Genomic DNA, 17,780 nt, shown 5'->3' with positions numbered 1-17,780 from the left:
GATATTAATGATTCTTTTTACCAAGCTTTTCTCTAAGTTTAAAAACTATATGCCTAAATATCCTTACATACTCATTATGTCTTCTGATCATGTTATCAGATGTATATTTAACATAAAATTTATATATAAAGATATGCCATAAATCAAAAATATTTCTTCTTGGCTTACCACCAACAATATTATAGAATTCATTCATATAGCCACTTAGATCGTGGCTTTTGTTAGTTTCATGATGTCTAAAACCTGAAACATTACTATTACATATATGTAAATTTGCGTGCTTTGCGAACTCATGCCACATGAAAAAGTCACCTGCCAATTTATACTCAGCAAATTTCCTCATATCCATTTTATCTTGTAATGATTTTGTCCAAAAAGTTGACTCTTGTTGTATTGATGGCAAACTAGTCCCATGAATACCTTTCAAAATTCTTTTTCTTGAAGGCACCAAAGGCAACATACAATTTTCAATAACACCATCTTTATTATACCAAGTATTTTTAGCATTTATCCACTGAGCTTTATCACCATACTTCTTCATTTCAGCTACTATTGCCTTAAAAGCATTTGGTAAATAAAAATCATCTGAATTTATATATGCAACAATATCACCTGTAACTAGAGAAAGACCCTTTGATAAAGCATCATACATACCATGATCAGGCTCACATATAAACTTGATATCTAAATTATTACAATATATGTCAAGCTCACCTTTCTCATGCCTATCAACATACTTTTGGATAATATCACAAGTACTATCTTTTGACTTACCATCAACAAGAATATACTCAATATCAAAATCGCCCCTCTGAGAGATTACGCTTAAAATAGTTTCTTCAATATATTTCTCGGAATTATATGATACTGTCACTATAGAAAATTTCATTTTTTTCTCTTTATTAATCTATACTTATTTATAGGATATGTTAAAAATCTAGCAACCCTGTATGGGAAATCACTATAAAAAGATGTTATTTGCTTATCTCTCTTATGAATTTCATATTCTAGTAACTTTATTTGATTCCTATTTTGAACACTTCCTGAATTTAGTAAATCAGTATATGCAACATTATTCTTAACAAGATTCTCATCAAAATAATCAAGCAATACCTTAAGAGTTTCTACAAAGGAGAATATCTGTTTAGTAGTTGTTAATCCTCCTTCATAGAAATAACATACAGGCAAATCTAACTTTAAAAATTTGTGTTTTTTTTCATAACATTTTATAAAAAAATCGTAGTCAGCAGAAAGCCTATAAAAAGTATTGAACTTATACATTCTTAACAATTCTGTTTTTGCAAATGCTGCTTGATGTCCAAATGGCATCTTTTTACTAATTGTTTCTATTTTATCAGCTAATTCAACTTTACTATCACCTATTTCTTCATCAACAATATACCTTGAACCATAAAAAATATCGATATCTAAATTCACTTTTTTTATTACTAACTCTACTGTTTTATTACTAAAGAAAGTATCTCCTGCATTCATAAAATTTATCCAAACTCCCGAAGCAAGCCTTATAGCTTTGTTCATGGCATCATATATACCATTATCAGGCTCTGAAACAACAATATCTATTTTGTTTTTATACTTATCTATAATATCTAAGGTCCTATCAGAAGAATTACCATCAATTATTATAAACTCGATATTAGATAAGGAAGACTGTCCAATTACACTTTTTATAGTTCTTTCTATTAAATTCTCAGAATTATATACGACTGTTACAACACTTATTAATTTCTTCATTAAAATCTATACTTTTTTTCTTTTTTTTTTAAAAAAAATCTCTCAAAAAATAAACCTAACTTATATACATTAGTACTACGTATTTCTTCTAATTCTCTCTTCCTTAACTCTAGAAGTTGTGATTTAACTTTTATTTTAGCTTTTTGATTTTTTAAACCTTCTTGGTATATCCATCCAAATCTGAGACTATCACATAAAAAACTCTCACCAAAACTTCTTAACAAGATATGTAATCTTTCAATCTCTGATCGAAAAGTACTCTTTTCTAAGTCATCACCTATAGTTTCGTTATATATCTTAAATATATTAGAGTTCTCCTTATAACACTTAATTATTAGGTCATAAATAGCTTGTTCAGAATACAAATAATTCAAACCATATCTTTCCACTATCGTTTTTCGAAAAAAAGTTAACTGTACTTGAAGCTCCTCCAGCCCAAGAATACTTATTTTCTCTTTATTACTTTCAAAAGGTAAATTAGAAATAATACTTATATTTTGCAAACTTGATATATTAGATAAAATATTCTCTACTAAGTTGCTTCCAACAAAAATATCTCCAGAAAAATGGACATTCAACCATTCTCCACTAGCAATTTCAATAGCTTTTTTTATAGCATCTACCTTATTTGCATTTTCTAAAAGCAAAAGACTATCAATTTTATCAATATCATTGTTAAGAATATTTAAAGCAGACTTAGCCATACTAATATCTACAACTATATATTCAATCTCATGAAATAATTTCTGAGAAAAAACACTCTTTAAGGTCTTATCAATATTAAGACTATCTTCACATACTATAGTAATTATTGATATTTTCTTCTTCAACATTACAACTCGATAGTAAACTTTATATTTTCTGAAAGCTCAAACGTGACTCTGGTTTGACTATATTAGCCACCTCAAATTTATACTTATATTTATCAGAAGTATCAACTAAAACTATATGATTATTTTCTAAATCAATACTTTTTATTACTATGCTCAAAGTATAAAATCCGTTATAAACATTACACTTAAAGCTATTCTTTATTATATATTTATCGCCTGCTCTAACGCTAGGTATAACATTACAATCACCATGACTTACCCATGGCAATTTTTTACCTGTAACATCCATCATGATACAAAATATTTCAACATTATTAAAATCTTGTTTAAAATCTATTGCAAATTTAAAGAAATATTCTTGAAATGAACTAAGATAACTTTTTTCATTACCATGAGCGTCACATATCATAACATTATGAATTACAATATTAGCATCTTTATAACCTACAAAATTGTCTGGAATATCTCCTATGACTCTTTTCGTAAAAATATTTTTTTGTGCTTCCAAGCCTATATTCAATTTATTTTGGATAGACAAAATTTCTTTATGCTTATCTTCACTGAGTAAAACTCTTCTATAATAATTAGCCACATCTACAGCGGGCCCATCAAAAACTATATTCCTATCATACAAAAAAATTGCTCTATTACAAAACTCTACCATAAGTTCAACACTATGCGACACAAAAACAACCGTCTTATTTTTTTCTAATAGCTTCCTAATTCTAAGAAAGCACTTTTGCTGAAATACTGCATCACCAACAGCTAAAACCTCATCGACAATAAGAATATCTGGCTCTATAGATGTTGCAATACCAAAACCCAACCTTGCTTTCATACCACTACTATAGCTCTTGACAGGCTGCTCAATATAGGAGCCAATTTCTGCAAAATCTACTATATCTTTAGTTATACTTGCCCTATCTTCTCCCTTAATTCTATTTAAATCCAAATTAAAGTTTATGTTCTGAGTCCCTGTTAACTCAGGATTCAAAGATCCAGTTACCTCAAGCATAGCATTAATACTACCACTAACAGTAACTCTACCTTTTGAAGGAGTAACAACTCCAGCAATTATCTTTAAAAGGGTTGATTTACCAGCACCATTAAGACCAAATATACCTAAAACATCACCTTTTTCAATTTCTAAATTTAAGTTTTCTAGAACATAATGCTCATTATAATACTTTTTCTTTAAAGGATTAAAAGCTTCTTTAACCCTATCTCTAGCTCGATTGTAGATCTTATAAAATTTTGATACATTGTCTACCTTAATTGCCAAATTTTTTCTCATTAGATCACATCTCCAAAGTGTGGTGACAATCTCTTAAAAACTATTGCCCCAAAGAATAAAATTAACGAGGCCAGAGCAAAAAATAGAAAAGTACTAAAGGTGTGTTGCCAAAACCAAACTTTATTTAGAAAAGTACCTCGAAACCCTTCAATTATATATACCATAGGATTTATATTAAGTAAAAACCTATACTTTTCTGAAATCATATATGGTGACCAAAATATAGGAGTAAACCAAAATCCAAACTGAACCACTAGTCCAACCACTTCACTAACATCTTTAATAAATACCCGTATAGCAGATGTGAGCCACCCTAAACCAAGAAGTAAAATAATACTACAAAATATGTAGTAAGGTAATTGTAGCCAATAAATACTAGGATAAAAACCATTAGATACTACTACTATTATCAAAAACAGAATCAATATTAAATGGACAATTAGACATGAAAGTATACTGACTAAAGGCAAAATATTAACACTAAATGATACTTTCTTAACTAAAAACTCATTAGAAACTATACAACTACAAGCTTTTACTATTGAGTCTGTGAAAAAAAACCAAGGAATCATTCCACACAAAAGATATAATATAAACGGAGGTCCTACAGTACTTTCTGTATGCCTAATACCGAAAGTAAAAATCACCCAAATAACGAAAATAAACATCCCAGGTCTTGCAACAGCCCAAATAATACCCAAATAAGAGCCTAAAAACTCTTCTTTAAAACCATTATACGCCAAAGCAAATAACATTTTCCTACTGTTAATTATATGTTTTATAAACCTATAAAACTCTTTAATGTAGACCATAAACCCCCGTAAAACGATATCTCACGCCAACAAATATAACATAATTAACAATTAAACTCTATATCATATCTAGATATTGCAAGGTCCTTAAATCAATATTTTTACACCATACACAAATAAACTTTTAGTCTTTCAAAACCATAGATAAATTTATATGATGGCAAAAATGCTCTAATTATAGGCTAAATCAATCATATTTTAGAATAAAGAGTAGTAATAAACATAATATAGTCGTAAAGCTATAAATAAAGCACTAATATCTGGTATTTTAGGTACTTAATGAGTAAAATAAAGTTCATCTCAGTTTTTAAAGAATATGTATCTAGATAGAATAAAAAGATAATAATTTTCTATATAAAATCACATTATCTTTGTTAAGATATATTAAAATTAATAGCAGTGATAGCTTTTATAACAAATTTTAACCTAAACTCTCAAACCTCAACCATTTCTTCTTTGATAAGTGCTCTAATTTGCTTCGACAATATTTTTTTCTCAGTAACAGGTATTTTTTTTAACCACTCAGAAATCATATCTAAATTAGCTTTTCGTCCATCAACATCATGAAAAGCCGCTTTTCTAAAATAGTATGAAGAAGATCGACCTTCACCAAGTAAATCTTTAATAAACATATAAGTACCAAGTGATCTCATAATACTTGATGAATCTCTTATGGATTCACTATTTTGTTTAATTAATTGTTGCTCTAATGTATATCTATCACTATAAAATGAAACAAACGAATCATATTTTGAATAAGGTGATGAAGTACTAACTAATACCCACAATCCTAAATAAGCAGCTTCAACAGCAATACTACCATGATGAGTCAACACCAAGAAGTCACCTAAATTTTCCTGCATCTCAATTAAGGAAAGATTTGCAGGCAAGAAAAAAACACCTTCAATACTTGTACTAAAAATATTTTTTGAATCAAAAGAGATATATGTATTAAAAATTGCCATTAGGTGAACCAAATATCTGTGATCAGCAATATAAAACTGCTTAACATTTCTTGGAAAATATGCAGGGTGTGGTTTTATCAAAACCGTATAACCGTTTTTTCTTAAAACCTGAATCGAAGACATTAACCAATCATGCAAATCTAGGAAGCCATCTGGACCATAAACATATTGATCATCTGAAACAGCATGCATGCAAATTACTGCAACATTTTTACTCAAACTTATTCCAGAATAATCAAATTCGGTAGATATGCTAATATCTACATCTTTCATATAAAAATACGTTTTTTCTCTATAAACAAGTGATTTCAAATGATTAAGCCCTTCCATCACTTGCTTATCAGACAAACATAACATTTTTACCTTTTCATCAAAAGAGCTATAGCTTTTACTCAAAGATAAAATATACTTTTGATTGCATTTATCAAATTTTAACTCTTTAATACCTCTACTAACAAGAAAATCTCTTATAGCACCATAATGGTAAACAATCTCACTATTATAAAAGTAGATCTCATCATACTCGGCTTTCTTTATAATTTTATCAAGTGCTCTAAACTTATATAACAACGAAAGAAATGCCACGAAGTAAAATTTCATAAAGCCAGGCGACATTTTCATAAAGCCATCAGAATTTGAAGACCTCAAGTAGCTAGAAAAAATAAAAACCCCAACATCTATTTTTTTGTATTTCAAATTTCTCATTTTATATAGTAGTTTTGACCGCCTACCTTTAACCAATAGAGTTAGCAGTAACCTTAATACTGAGATAAAACCATAAAAATACTTATTAATCTTATTTGACTTTACACTCTCAAAAAGCTTTTCAAACGAAATTGCCTGAAGATCTAAGTTTTTTTTTCGTGCAAACTCTTCGGTTAAACATTCTAAAAAAAAATCTCCAGATTCACCATAATCATAAACAATAAGTAAAGCTTTAGATTTCTTTACTTTCATAATAAAAATAAGCCTTAAAACCTCACATAACGAAACAGTATATCATAAGCAAGATTATTTTATAGGCAAAAATTCTAAACCTATATAAATATAGTCAACCTAAAACCTTATAGCTTTAAAGCTGTAAAAGTTACACCTATTGACTTTACTTAACCCAATTTCACCACATTTTAAAGGATGTTGATTTAATCTCCACAATATTATTTTTAAAAAATTGAATATTGAGGTATTTGTAATTTAGAGCCCATAAAGGACTAGTTCTTATTAGAAAAAGCAATTAAAATTATAGATGAGAAAAATAAGCTATTTGAAAGTTAAATGATATATACGATCCTAAAACTTGAAGATGACTCGTCATTTCCATAAGTTAATATATCTTGTGAAAAATTAGATTTTTTTACTTTTTAATATTTTTCAAAAAACTATACACTTTTATAGTTTTTAAAAACTTAGTAAAAAGTGACCTAATGCTATTATCATTTAATTGCCTTTCTAACTCATTAATATAACATCTACTTTCTTTAATTTTTTTAATATCACTATTTCTAAATTTTGCAAAATAACTTATCAATAATGCTAAATCTTTATTATAAATACTATCTAGCAACTTATTAAAAAAGTGATTAGAGCAACTCTCAGAATTCTCACTAAGAACATTTATAAATGAATATACAAATTTTTCTGTATATTTTCTGTCAAAAATATGACTAAAATCTAGGCACCCTTTAAGAAACATTAAAAGCTGTTGTTCTTTATTTACACCATTCCATATCCCTCCATCGTTAACTCTATATACAGACATTACCTGATTTATATATTTTATTGGCCCAAAATATGAAAATACTAACAACATGTAATAATCATTTCTATCAACATTTGAATACAATTTCAGATACTCATTAATCTGTTCTTTAAATTTAGATTCGTACCTATAAATAATAGAACTAGTATGAAGATAAGATAACTCAATAAAATTATCAAAAGTATAAACCTCATTATAATTTTTAAAATCTATGAATGCTTTAGTTATCTCCTCATTTCTTTCTAAAAAACTAGTATTATGTCCGCACCCCATAAATTGTGGATTTAACTCTAGAAAATCTACTTGTTTTTGTAATTTAGTTGAATCTATCCAATAATCGTCTCCCTCGCATAGTGCTATGTATTTACCTGACACATTAGGTAAAATAAAGTCCCTTATAGGTAGTGCTCCTTTTGAATATTGATTTTCTTCCTGATATATAAACTTAATAATATTGGGAAACATCTCCAAATATCTTTGTATTACCTCAGTTGTGCCATCTGTTGAACAATCATCACTAATCACTATCTCAAAAGCGAAATTTGTTTTTTGACTTAAAAATCCTCTAAGTGCATCTTCTATATATAGTTTATGATTATATGCTGTACAACATACACTTACTAAAATATCGTCACTTTGCCAGTTTTCAATAATATCTTTTTCTAATATTAAACCAGTCATATCATTATTTAAAACCATAAATGTAATCCTTATTATTCTAACCGCCACATAATATCGCAAATTTTTAAAATAGTGGTTGTTCTAGATAATCCTACTTTAAACTTTCTCTAACCCAATGTCTAATTAGCTTTAATTGCTCTTTAGAATCACTATAATTAAAACTCCATTCCATTCCTTTAAAAACAAATAAAAATGATCTCTAGAAATACATTATTTTAAAAAGCCTGGTTTATATGATTTTACTTGGATTTGTTACTGTTAAATCTCAGCAAAAACACTTTGAAATTTCTCTAATTTTAGCATCTTTAATATACGAACGTTTTTTTATACCTTCCAAACATAGATAAAATATAGCCTCATCAATTATTACTGACAAGCTAAAGTTTATATAGACCATTTTCTTAATGTTATATATTTTGTCTAAATTCAAGTATAAGTTAATAATTTTGTATTTATATTTGCCATTTTTAGCATATAGCAAATACATTTATCTTAGTTAAGCCATCAAATTGACAGCTTTCAGCATGTTGAAGCAACATGACTTGAGTAATATTTAAGCTTGTACTTTGACTGTAGAAAAATAGCTAGCTCTACTAAACTTTAGTGTTAAAGATCCACACTTATGGTAAATACTAAATTTCCATCACTCCACTTTAATAAAGATATTTAAATATCCTACCTTTGGTGAAAAACATGTTGACTTTATAGGAAAATGCATTCCAGCTTGAACATATTTGTAAAAAATTTCCATACTAATACTTGGCATAAAAAAACCAGTAGAGTTTAAACAATAACAATCATGAAAATCATTTAAGCTTAGATGCCTGCTGCCCACATACGACACATTTAACTGGTCGTCTTTTCTGCAAGAAATGTCAATCATTGTATTTACTATGTTATATAAATCAACTCTATTACCATAAATCTTAACCATACCATAATTCTGATCACATAAAGTGGCGTGATCGCAAATTGTTAATTTATCGTAACAATCCCGACATTTTACATCCAGATCAATTAAGTTCTTGTTTAAAACTCTATGCATTGGCAATATGGAAACATCTTTCTCTTTAAACACCATAACAAATAGATCTAAATTCAACCTTTTGCATACCTCTAACCTATGATGACCATCCATCAAATAAAAATCATTATCAAGAAAATTTTCACTAACATTAACTCTTGATAACTTCTTATCACCAACAACAAATGTTTCTAAAACAGAAAATATAAAATCCTTAACAAAGATTGTCGCTGGTATAGAAACATACATAGACTTACTAGTGGCCTCTTGAATTCTATTAACTCTATCTTCACTTACACCTTCATGTGTTTTTATTTTAGATAAAAGACGATTTGGAATTTTCATCAACAATGAATCATATTTTGAATCAACTGCCATATGGTATATGCCACAAGGAAAAATATCATCAACATCAAGTTCAAGGTGAAATGCCACATAGTCATTCATGAATGAACCAACAATAGGAGATATTTTAAAATTTTCTAGGATACTCTTCTTCACCATACTTCAAAAGTATATAGTTAAACTCTTTTCATATCAAAACATTCTTCCTTCCAATCACCTTTATAGGTTTTTGGAATCCTCCAAGCTTTTCCATATCTCATTTCTAACCACTCCTCTATTGGAGTAGGCATTGGGTATTTATTTCCTTTAAACTCTATAACATCCAAATTATCTATATCAAAGAACTTAATATCCTGCTTTCTTTCATAGTTGCGTTCACAGTAATTATAGATAAAATTATTCTTTTGACGCCATACAACAATATCAATAATAATATGTTCTGATGTATAGTAGATGAACTGTTGCACCTTGCCCTTATAAATTACTTTTCTACCAAGCTTCATTCCAAGTTTTGTAAAATTTCTTTCTATATCTTTTACTTTACTATCACCAATAATATCAATATCTATGTCATTATCATGAGGAATAAAATTACCATCTCTATACAGCCCCAATATAGTTCCATCAGTAAGCCTATAGCCTACACCTAACTTTTTAATAATGTTACAACATTTTTCCATTACTTTCTCTGCTCCATTAGGTAATTTTTGATTTGTATCAAATGGAAATGAATGGAACTCTACAAATTTTCCATGCTTCAATACGAATAAATAATCTTTCATTAAATGTCTAAGTTTTTTTAACATATACATTAGTTCTCCATTTTTTTAACATATACATTAGTTCTCCATTTTTTTAACATCCATCTTAATAATCACTACCTGCACTATCTTTACATACTTTTTTTACAATCAAAACCAATTTCACCAATTAAATACATTATTATAAGTAGACTTCTTAATTCATATTTGTTGAATTTTACCATTGGAATAAACTTCTCTAAATATTTTCAATCTTCAGTAACTTTTTTAAATTTTTCATCTGTACTTTTGTTGCATTTTAAATATTAATATCTACATCATGTTTGATAAATTTCTCTATATTATTCCTGCAATACGGTCAGGTCCCATCAGTAAAATGATAACTAAACCACAAGATTTAACGACATCACAAAACACATTTGCATTTTAATAAGATAACCATTAAGGGCTCTTTTACCAATACATCGCTATGAATCCACGAAATATTTTTAGAAATTAAAACACTAACTCCTTTTAACGATATTTAAAATTGTTCACAAATCAATCTTATACATAAAAACATTAAATCTATAAATATTATTTTTATAGTTGTTAATATTCTGCTGTTCAATTTCAACTCTTAAATTATTTTTATGCGCTATATTTATAAACCACTGCTTACTATAATATAAGTGCTCCAAACCAGTATATCTTTCCTCATATTCTTTATTACTTAGATACTCTCTTCTTATAACCATTGATTCTTCTTTAAAATCAAGATCATTTACTTCTAGAATAGCAATACCTTTAATTGCCTTAGAAATCATCCTATTTATTACTTCTTCTGCATACTCATAATTTGGGAAATAAAAAAATACGCTATTCGAAATAACATAATCATATTTTATATCAACATTAATCTCTGATGCTTCAGATATTATAAAATCGCCTTTATTAAAATATTTCTTTGCAATATTTATTAAATTCATCGAATAATCTATACCGCCAACATTATGACCTTTTTTATATAATGGATATAAAAAAGCACCTGCGCCACAACCAACTTCATATATTTTATCATTAATGGATAAATTTAACTTTGTTGATATATAATCAACATAATCTAACCAATCAATTTCACTTATATTTCCATATCCAGTATCAAAACCATCTACAGCTATTAATCTTCCTAAAATAGAATCATTATCTGCATCAATCTCACGTTTACTCCATACTCTTTTCCAGTTATTCATCATATTAATCCATTCCTTTTAAAACTAGTATGAGAGAATCATTATCTGCATCAATCTCACGTTTACTCCATACTCTTTTCCAGTTATTCATCATATTAATCCATTCCTTTTAAAACTAGTATGAGAGAATCATTATCTTCACTATCTCTAACTGCTATTCTCACATACTCTTTACCTTCAAATCCTATTTTGCAAGTTAAGTCTTTTATATAAAAATTTTTATCTATTAGCAATTCAGTTAATTCTGTAGCACTAAATTTAGCCTTTACTTCACATAAAAAATAATTTGCTCCAGATGGAAATACTTCTAAGAAACTTATTTGTTGTAAATTTTTAATAAATCTCGACCTTTCCTTTCTTATAAGTTCACACGCCATCAAATAATCTTTTTGATACTTACCTATTATTTGAAGAAAATACTCCCCAAATGAATTAACGTTCCAAATGCAAATTTCTCTTCTAATTTTTTTTAAAAGGTCTGTATTCGACGATACAACTACACCTAGCCTGATCCCTGGAACTCCATAACTCTTACTGATACTTTTTATAATTAAAAGATTATCATATTTATCAATTAAGTTTTGTTCAATTAATGTTTCTTTTTCACCACCATCTGTAAAATCAACAAATGATTCATCTATGATTAATAACTTATTACTTTTTTTCATATAGTCAATAAGTTCAATTAAATCTTCTTTTCTATTAAAATGTCCACTAGGATTATCAGGGTTTATTAAAATAAGATTATCGCTCTTATCAGATAACAACTTTAGTTCATCTATTCCGTAAACAAATGATTGGTTATCTGGAATAAACTTAACTATTCTATCAAGGCTTAAGCTTTCTGGATACTCATTAAAAGTTGGAAACATCATACCAAAAGACCCTTCGATAACATCTCCAATTACTTTAATTATCTCTGCAGCACCATTGCCAACTAATATATTTTCTGACTCAATACCAAACATTTTACCTGCCAGTAAATTTTGAGTATTTAACCCTGATGGATACTGAGAAGCTAAATCATAAAAAAATGCTTTTATTTCTTCTTGCATTTTAATAGTTGGAAAGTATGGATTCACTAAATAGCAAAAATCTTTTAATTCAGGAAATCTCCAATATCCACCGAATCTTTCTTGGATTAAATTTAATTTATCTTTTGGCGTTTTAGCAAAAATAACTTCAGCATTATGTTTATCTTGAACATCATCAATCTCATACCATTTTTCACAATCTAGCTTAAGTGCTCGCAATTCATGACTGTCTAATACTGTAAGAACTCTTAATACTGATTCATAATACTCATTATCACCCATAGCCCTAGAATAAGCTTCTAAAAAAGGAATATATATATTATTAGAAAAATCTTTAGAAAATTTATAAATGTTAACTGTTTTATAATAATTACCCACATCTTGAAAACGAAATGATTTTTTAGAAAAAAAATTCAAAATACGATCTTCATTATCAATTGTTACAGATGTTCCATCCATCCATGATTTATATTTGTCAACTACTGCTAATGATTTTCTATTATCACTTAATAGTTTCTCCAAAATACTTTCTTCAAACAGCAAATCGCTCTCTAAAAGAATAGTATCATCTTCGGCTAATTTGTCTTTAGCAAGATATAATGAGTAAATATTATTTGTCTTACTATAAATTGGATTCTCTATATATTCTATTTTTATATTTTTATATCTACTGCCAACATGATCAATTAAATTATCTTTCTTATAACCTACAACTAAAATGAGTTTTGTTATTCCCACATTATTTAGTTTTTCCATTGCTTGTTTAATTAATGTTTCCCCATTAATCTCGAGCATACACTTAGTGTTATCTTTTGTATACTTACCAAGCCTACTACCCATTCCTGCTGCCAAAATTAAAGCCTGCATATATCTCCTATCATTAAACTTTTATAATGACTTAAACTTATAAACTAAATATTGACTACTAATTAATGAAAATATACCTATCTAGAAAACTCATAGCTATTACTTTAGTCAACTTTAAATCACATTGAAAAACATTCTACTAAATAATAGTACATAATATTCCACATTAAGTTTAATTCATTTTTCAAACCTGTCTCCAAATTTATAATCTCTTTCTGCAGTCTTACCCAATATATCATTTAAATACTTAGGATGCATTCCATATCCAGGTCTTATACTGCGAACATTTTCTTCTGTAAAAACTTCACCTTTCTTGATATCCTTTACCACATATAAGCTTCTAGCAAACTGCCTACTTTTCTTTTTATTCTCAGTAAGTGTATAGTCTACTTTACCATACAATTTCTCAGCATTTCTTACTTCAGTTATCATTTGAGCGAACTCATCCCTATCCAAGGAAAAGTCAGTGTCTGCACCACCAATAGATTTATCAAGGATAAAGTGTTTCTCAATAACTTTTGCACCAAGTGTTGTTGCAACTACAGGTGCTGTAGAGCCTAATGTGTGATCAGAAAATCCAGCTACCACACCAAAAGTATCGGCTAAACTAGGAATCATTGCCAGATTTGCATCTTCTAGTTTAGCTGGATATGCACTCGTACATTTTAGAAGTACAATATTATTATTTCCAACATCCCTACAAATATTGACTACATCCTGAATCTCATCAATAGTTGCTATACCTGTTGATATTATAACTGGCTTACCTTTTGAAGCTGTATACTTAATAAGTTCATAGTCAGTAATCTCAAAAGATGCTATTTTGTATGCGGTTGGTTTGAACTGCTCTAGAAAGTCAACAGCTGCCTTATCAAAAGGCGAAGAAAAAATATCTATACCAATCTCTCTAGCATATCTAAATAACTCCTCATGCCACTCCCAAGGTAAAAATGCCTCTTGATAAAGATTATATAATTTCTGTGAATCCCATAGTGTACCACCTTTGATTATAAAATCATCTTTGCCACAGTCTAATGTTAATGTGTCTGCAGTATATGTTTGCAGTTTAATAGCATTTGCACCAATATCTTTAGCGGCTTTAATTGATTCTTTTGCTATTTTAATTTTACCACCATGGTTTGCACTTAACTCTGCAATTATAAAAACACCATCTCTCTTTAAATCAAAACTACCTATCTTCATTTTTCAAACACCATACAAATTACTTTTTTATTATTAACTTCTTTATCGCCTATTTTTTTAAAACCGTATCTCAAATATAGGTTATAGGCTCTATTATTAAACTCAAAAACTTCAGCAAATATTTTTTTAACTTTTAAAATCTTGAAAGCGTATTCAACAACAGCATTCATTAGAATCTTGCCAGCACCATTTACATTCGGCTTCGCATACAAACCCATATGAAGACTGTCACCATGTATGATTTGAGTAAAATCAATAACACCAATATCATGGCCATATTCTCTAACTAAGAAATATTTTTTATTAGTACAAGCAAACAAGCTATTAACAAACTTCAAATGATCTTCTACAGATATTTTTTCTGTATTATACATATTATTACGAACGGTTGGATCATTACGCCATGATAAAATTTTTAAGCTATCATCTTGTGACAAATCTACAAAATCTTGAAGATCATAACCCACAATTACATTTTGCTTATGTCTTTCTATATACTTTTTCAACAGTCCAGTATTAAGACCATCAACTGCATCATAACCATTCTTAATCAAATATTCGAAAATATCACTCTGATTTTTAGCTGTTTTAATGGCTATCAGTGGTAATTGCATAAAATAGATTTCATTAACCGTAACACTTGGTGTTACAATAGCGAAATTACTTTCATGCATTAATCTTGCTATTTCAGTAGAGTTAATATGTAAATTAATCCATTTCTTATCTCGACAATACTCTCTCAATTCATCTAAGTTTTTATTGGCAACTGTTGTTACTAGATTTACATATACGCCACCAATCTCTTCTATGACTTCTAAAATGGAAATATTTATATTACTATGGTCTGCTCCCCCCATTGCAACAAATATCTTAGGAATTTGATTTTTTTGTTTTGGTTTTGCCTTATAGTCATAAAACTCTTGTCTTAAAAGAGTATATTTAGATCCACAGCAGAGCTCACAGTTTTTAGGAACTAAGTTTTTATACTTTTTTTCATCAGCACCAATATTATGGTTTAAAAGAATATCACAATAATGTCTTTCATAAGTATCATCTAAAACCATTAGTAATACATTAGGATACTTGTCTTTAAGAATTTTCTCGAAAAAATAATCAATATCATAATTATCTATAACCACTAGATCAGGAGAAATTTTATTAACAACTTTTTCAAACTCTACAACACTATTATCGCTAATAATCTCTAGTTTATACCCCTCATCATTAATCTTAAAATTAATATTCCCAGGTAGATCTCTCGTGACAAAGGTTACATCGCTGAACTGAGTCGCTAATACAAGATCTCTCATAATGTGTCCGGTACCTATATTAGATGATGAATCCGCTCTGATTATGACTTTCATTAAATTTCTCCAGAACTTTTTAATGCTCCATACATCAATTCCACTCTTTTCCAGTCTTCTAAAGTATCTATATCCTGCACCCTGTAATGTGGAATTAAATAAGCTTTTGAGTAATCTGAAAATAAAGGTTTTTGTTCAATGAAAATACTTGGTTTTGCAATATAAAACATCCCAGCATCATGATAGGCTACCTGTAGATCCTGTGACCTTTTTGTAAAGTTTTCTGGCCAAAACATTTTTGGGCGTAACTGTTGATCTAGTGCAAATGATCTAAATATTGGATAACTAAATTCAGTTGCAGAAAATACACACTCGGTATCACCTGTCTCCAAAATTCCAACAGAATCAATTAAATCTTGACTTTTTATAAATGGTGCAGTCGCATATAAGCAGCATACAGTTTCAACACACTCACCTTTGGAATAATACCATTCAACCGCATGCTTAATCACATCACCAGTTGTTGCAAAATCGTCTGAAATATTGCTTGGCCTCATAAATGGCACCTCTGCACTGTATTGCTTAGCAACTTCAGCAATTTCAGCATCATCTGTGGATACAATAACCCTATCAAATACTTTGGAATCTAACAGTGCTTGTATTGAGTGAGCAATAATAGGCTTTCCATCAAAGTGCTTAATATTTTTACGAGGAATTCTTTTACTGCTTCCACGAGCTGGTATTACAGCAAGTCTCATTTTAAAACATACCTTAGTTTATCACAGATAAACTTAATTTGATCACATGTCAAATCAGGATACATAGGTAGACTTATTGCACCATAATAGTATGATTCAGCATTTTTACAATATCCCTGCTTAAAGCCTAACTTTTGATAAAATGGTTGCAGATATACTGGAATATAATGCACATTAACACCAACACCATTATCTCTCAAGTATTCAAAAACTTTTCTTCTCTTATTTGCTGGAACAACCACTGGAAATAAATGTAGCCCAGAATAGCTTTTTTCAAACTGATGAGGAAGAATAACTTCTTTACAATCTGACATCAACTCTTTGTACTTATCCATTACAACATGTCTCCTTGCAACAAACTCATCAAGTCTAGACATCTGAGATAAGCCCAAAGCACACTGAATATCTGTAATACGATAATTATAACCAAGGTCTATCATCTCATAGTACCAAGGCCCCTCTACCTCATTAATCATCAAAGACTTATCCCTAGTCATACCATGTGTACGTAGTAAACTGATCTTTTGTGCTAACTTATAACAATTTGTAGTTAGCATCCCTCCCTCAGCTGTAGTAATTATTTTGACTGGATGAAAGCTAAAAATTGTAATATCTGAGTACTGGCATGACCCTATCGGTTTATCAATATATCTACCACCAATAGCGTGCGCAGCATCTTCCACAATTGCAAAGTCATACTCTTTTGATAATTCATAAATCCTTTGCATATCACACGACTGCCCTGCAAAATGCACGGGAGTAACAACCTTAGGAAGCTTTCCTATTGTTTTTGCCTCTATAAGTTTTTTTTCCAATGCATCAACAGACATATTATATGTTTTTGAACAAATATCTACAAAATCGACATCAGCTCCACAAATCAAAGCAGCATTTGCGGTAGATAAAAAAGTATTTGGAGATATCCAGATAACATCACCCTTACCAACATCTAGTGCCAAATATGCCAAATGCAATGCACACGTTGCATTTGCTACAGCAAAGGTATACTTAACATTACAATACTTTGCAACAGACTCTTCAAACCTAATCACAGCTGGACCTTGAGTTAAAAAATCAGACTTCAAAGCCTCTACCACTGCTTCTATATCTTCAGCAGATATATTTTGTCTTCCATAGGGGATAAAATCCATAA

15 protein-coding genes and 2 pseudogenes are annotated in these 17,780 nt (G+C 29.1%); all 17 read right to left on the bottom strand.

Going from position 1 to position 17,780, the window contains the following annotated elements:
- Positions 1 to 4: 4 nt before the first annotated feature.
- The 17 genes and pseudogenes from FSC845_RS03735 to pseC all read right to left on the bottom strand — a co-directional run bounded on the left by FSC845_RS03735 (position 5) and on the right by pseC (position 17,778).
- On the bottom strand, positions 5 to 889 hold the full coding sequence (locus FSC845_RS03735) for a glycosyltransferase (RefSeq protein WP_064460789.1): 885 nt from the start codon (positions 887 to 889) through the stop codon (positions 5 to 7).
- On the bottom strand, positions 886 to 1,755 hold the full coding sequence (locus FSC845_RS03730; RefSeq protein WP_064460788.1) for a glycosyltransferase family 2 protein: 870 nt from the start codon (positions 1,753 to 1,755) through the stop codon (positions 886 to 888). The genes FSC845_RS03735 and FSC845_RS03730 overlap by 4 nt, the downstream gene beginning before the upstream one ends.
- On the bottom strand, positions 1,755 to 2,588 hold the full coding sequence (locus FSC845_RS03725; protein WP_068594361.1) for a glycosyltransferase family protein: 834 nt from the start codon (positions 2,586 to 2,588) through the stop codon (positions 1,755 to 1,757). The genes FSC845_RS03730 and FSC845_RS03725 overlap by 1 nt, the downstream gene beginning before the upstream one ends.
- 19 nt (positions 2,589 to 2,607) lie before the next feature.
- A complete protein-coding gene (locus FSC845_RS03720; RefSeq protein WP_064460786.1) occupies positions 2,608 to 3,882 on the bottom strand; it encodes an ABC transporter ATP-binding protein in 1,275 nt (424 codons plus the stop codon).
- Positions 3,882 to 4,637: an ABC transporter permease gene (locus FSC845_RS03715; RefSeq protein WP_227806646.1), complete on the bottom strand. Its 756-nt coding sequence runs from the start codon at positions 4,635 to 4,637 to the stop codon at positions 3,882 to 3,884. The genes FSC845_RS03720 and FSC845_RS03715 overlap by 1 nt, the downstream gene beginning before the upstream one ends.
- 491 nt (positions 4,638 to 5,128) lie before the next feature.
- The gene (locus FSC845_RS03710) at positions 5,129 to 6,616 is read right to left on the bottom strand and encodes a hypothetical protein (protein ID WP_064460784.1); all 1,488 of its coding nucleotides are present in this window, start codon (positions 6,614 to 6,616) and stop codon (positions 5,129 to 5,131) included.
- Between the two features lie 397 nt (positions 6,617 to 7,013).
- Positions 7,014 to 8,117, bottom strand: coding sequence for a glycosyltransferase family 2 protein (locus FSC845_RS03705; protein ID WP_064460783.1), 1,104 nt, complete (start codon positions 8,115 to 8,117; stop codon positions 7,014 to 7,016).
- 73 nt (positions 8,118 to 8,190) lie between these two features.
- Positions 8,191 to 8,309, bottom strand: a pseudogene (locus FSC845_RS07190) (IS1595 family transposase); the annotation flags it as partial.
- 58 nt (positions 8,310 to 8,367) lie between these two features.
- A pseudogene (locus FSC845_RS07815) lies at positions 8,368 to 8,440 on the bottom strand (IS1595 family transposase); the annotation flags it as partial.
- 302 nt (positions 8,441 to 8,742) lie between these two features.
- The gene (locus FSC845_RS03695) at positions 8,743 to 9,627 is read right to left on the bottom strand and encodes a ParB N-terminal domain-containing protein (RefSeq protein ID WP_064460781.1); all 885 of its coding nucleotides are present in this window, start codon (positions 9,625 to 9,627) and stop codon (positions 8,743 to 8,745) included.
- Between the two features lie 17 nt (positions 9,628 to 9,644).
- Entirely contained in the window at positions 9,645 to 10,280 is a 636-nt protein-coding gene (locus FSC845_RS03690; RefSeq protein ID WP_082897480.1) for a LicD family protein, read from the bottom strand.
- Positions 10,281 to 10,762: 482 nt separating this feature from the next.
- The gene (locus tag FSC845_RS03685) at positions 10,763 to 11,464 is read right to left on the bottom strand and encodes a class I SAM-dependent methyltransferase (protein ID WP_064460779.1); all 702 of its coding nucleotides are present in this window, start codon (positions 11,462 to 11,464) and stop codon (positions 10,763 to 10,765) included.
- Positions 11,465 to 11,556: 92 nt separating this feature from the next.
- Entirely contained in the window at positions 11,557 to 13,362 is a 1,806-nt protein-coding gene (locus FSC845_RS03680; RefSeq protein WP_064460778.1) for an aminotransferase class I/II-fold pyridoxal phosphate-dependent enzyme, read from the bottom strand.
- Between the two features lie 177 nt (positions 13,363 to 13,539).
- Positions 13,540 to 14,565, bottom strand: a complete 1,026-nt coding sequence (pseI, locus tag FSC845_RS03675; protein WP_064460777.1) for a pseudaminic acid synthase — start codon at positions 14,563 to 14,565, stop codon at positions 13,540 to 13,542.
- Positions 14,562 to 15,929, bottom strand: a complete 1,368-nt coding sequence (gene pseG, locus FSC845_RS08105; protein ID WP_064460776.1) for a UDP-2,4-diacetamido-2,4,6-trideoxy-beta-L-altropyranose hydrolase — start codon at positions 15,927 to 15,929, stop codon at positions 14,562 to 14,564. Before pseG ends, pseI begins: the two co-directional genes overlap by 4 nt.
- On the bottom strand, positions 15,929 to 16,627 hold the full coding sequence (gene pseF / locus FSC845_RS03665; protein WP_064460775.1) for a pseudaminic acid cytidylyltransferase: 699 nt from the start codon (positions 16,625 to 16,627) through the stop codon (positions 15,929 to 15,931). Before pseF ends, pseG begins: the two co-directional genes overlap by 1 nt.
- The gene (gene pseC, locus FSC845_RS03660; RefSeq protein WP_064460774.1) at positions 16,624 to 17,778 is read right to left on the bottom strand and encodes a UDP-4-amino-4,6-dideoxy-N-acetyl-beta-L-altrosamine transaminase; all 1,155 of its coding nucleotides are present in this window, start codon (positions 17,776 to 17,778) and stop codon (positions 16,624 to 16,626) included. Before pseC ends, pseF begins: the two co-directional genes overlap by 4 nt.
- Positions 17,779 to 17,780: the final 2 nt, after the last annotated feature.

Origin of the sequence: Francisella persica ATCC VR-331 (assembly GCF_001653955.1) — a bacterium.
GTDB lineage: Bacteria > Pseudomonadota > Gammaproteobacteria > Francisellales > Francisellaceae > Francisella > Francisella persica.
Note: the sequence above shows the minus strand (reverse complement) of the source record. Positions and strands in the feature narration are given on the sequence as shown.

Bases quoted from the DNA above. Each gene is read 5' to 3' on its own strand.
- FSC845_RS03720 (WP_064460786.1), bottom strand. From the start codon at position 3,882: ATGAGAAAAAATTTGGCAATTAAGGTAGACAATGTATCAAAATTTTAT.
- FSC845_RS03705 (WP_064460783.1), bottom strand. From the start codon at position 8,117: ATGGTTTTAAATAATGATATGACTGGTTTAATATTAGAAAAAGATATT.
- FSC845_RS03730 (WP_064460788.1), bottom strand. From the start codon at position 1,755: ATGAAGAAATTAATAAGTGTTGTAACAGTCGTATATAATTCTGAGAAT.
- FSC845_RS03695 (WP_064460781.1), bottom strand. From the start codon at position 9,627: ATGGTGAAGAAGAGTATCCTAGAAAATTTTAAAATATCTCCTATTGTT.
- pseI (WP_064460777.1), bottom strand. From the start codon at position 14,565: ATGAAGATAGGTAGTTTTGATTTAAAGAGAGATGGTGTTTTTATAATT.
- FSC845_RS03685 (WP_064460779.1), bottom strand. From the start codon at position 11,464: ATGATGAATAACTGGAAAAGAGTATGGAGTAAACGTGAGATTGATGCA.
- FSC845_RS03690 (WP_082897480.1), bottom strand. From the start codon at position 10,280: ATGTATATGTTAAAAAAACTTAGACATTTAATGAAAGATTATTTATTC.
- pseF (WP_064460775.1), bottom strand. From the start codon at position 16,627: ATGAGACTTGCTGTAATACCAGCTCGTGGAAGCAGTAAAAGAATTCCT.
- FSC845_RS03710 (WP_064460784.1), bottom strand. From the start codon at position 6,616: ATGAAAGTAAAGAAATCTAAAGCTTTACTTATTGTTTATGATTATGGT.
- pseC (WP_064460774.1), bottom strand. From the start codon at position 17,778: ATGGATTTTATCCCCTATGGAAGACAAAATATATCTGCTGAAGATATA.
- FSC845_RS03735 (WP_064460789.1), bottom strand. From the start codon at position 889: ATGAAATTTTCTATAGTGACAGTATCATATAATTCCGAGAAATATATT.
- FSC845_RS03725 (WP_068594361.1), bottom strand. From the start codon at position 2,588: ATGTTGAAGAAGAAAATATCAATAATTACTATAGTATGTGAAGATAGT.
- FSC845_RS03680 (WP_064460778.1), bottom strand. From the start codon at position 13,362: ATGCAGGCTTTAATTTTGGCAGCAGGAATGGGTAGTAGGCTTGGTAAG.
- FSC845_RS03715 (WP_227806646.1), bottom strand. From the start codon at position 4,637: ATGTTATTTGCTTTGGCGTATAATGGTTTTAAAGAAGAGTTTTTAGGC.
- pseG (WP_064460776.1), bottom strand. From the start codon at position 15,929: ATGAAAGTCATAATCAGAGCGGATTCATCATCTAATATAGGTACCGGA.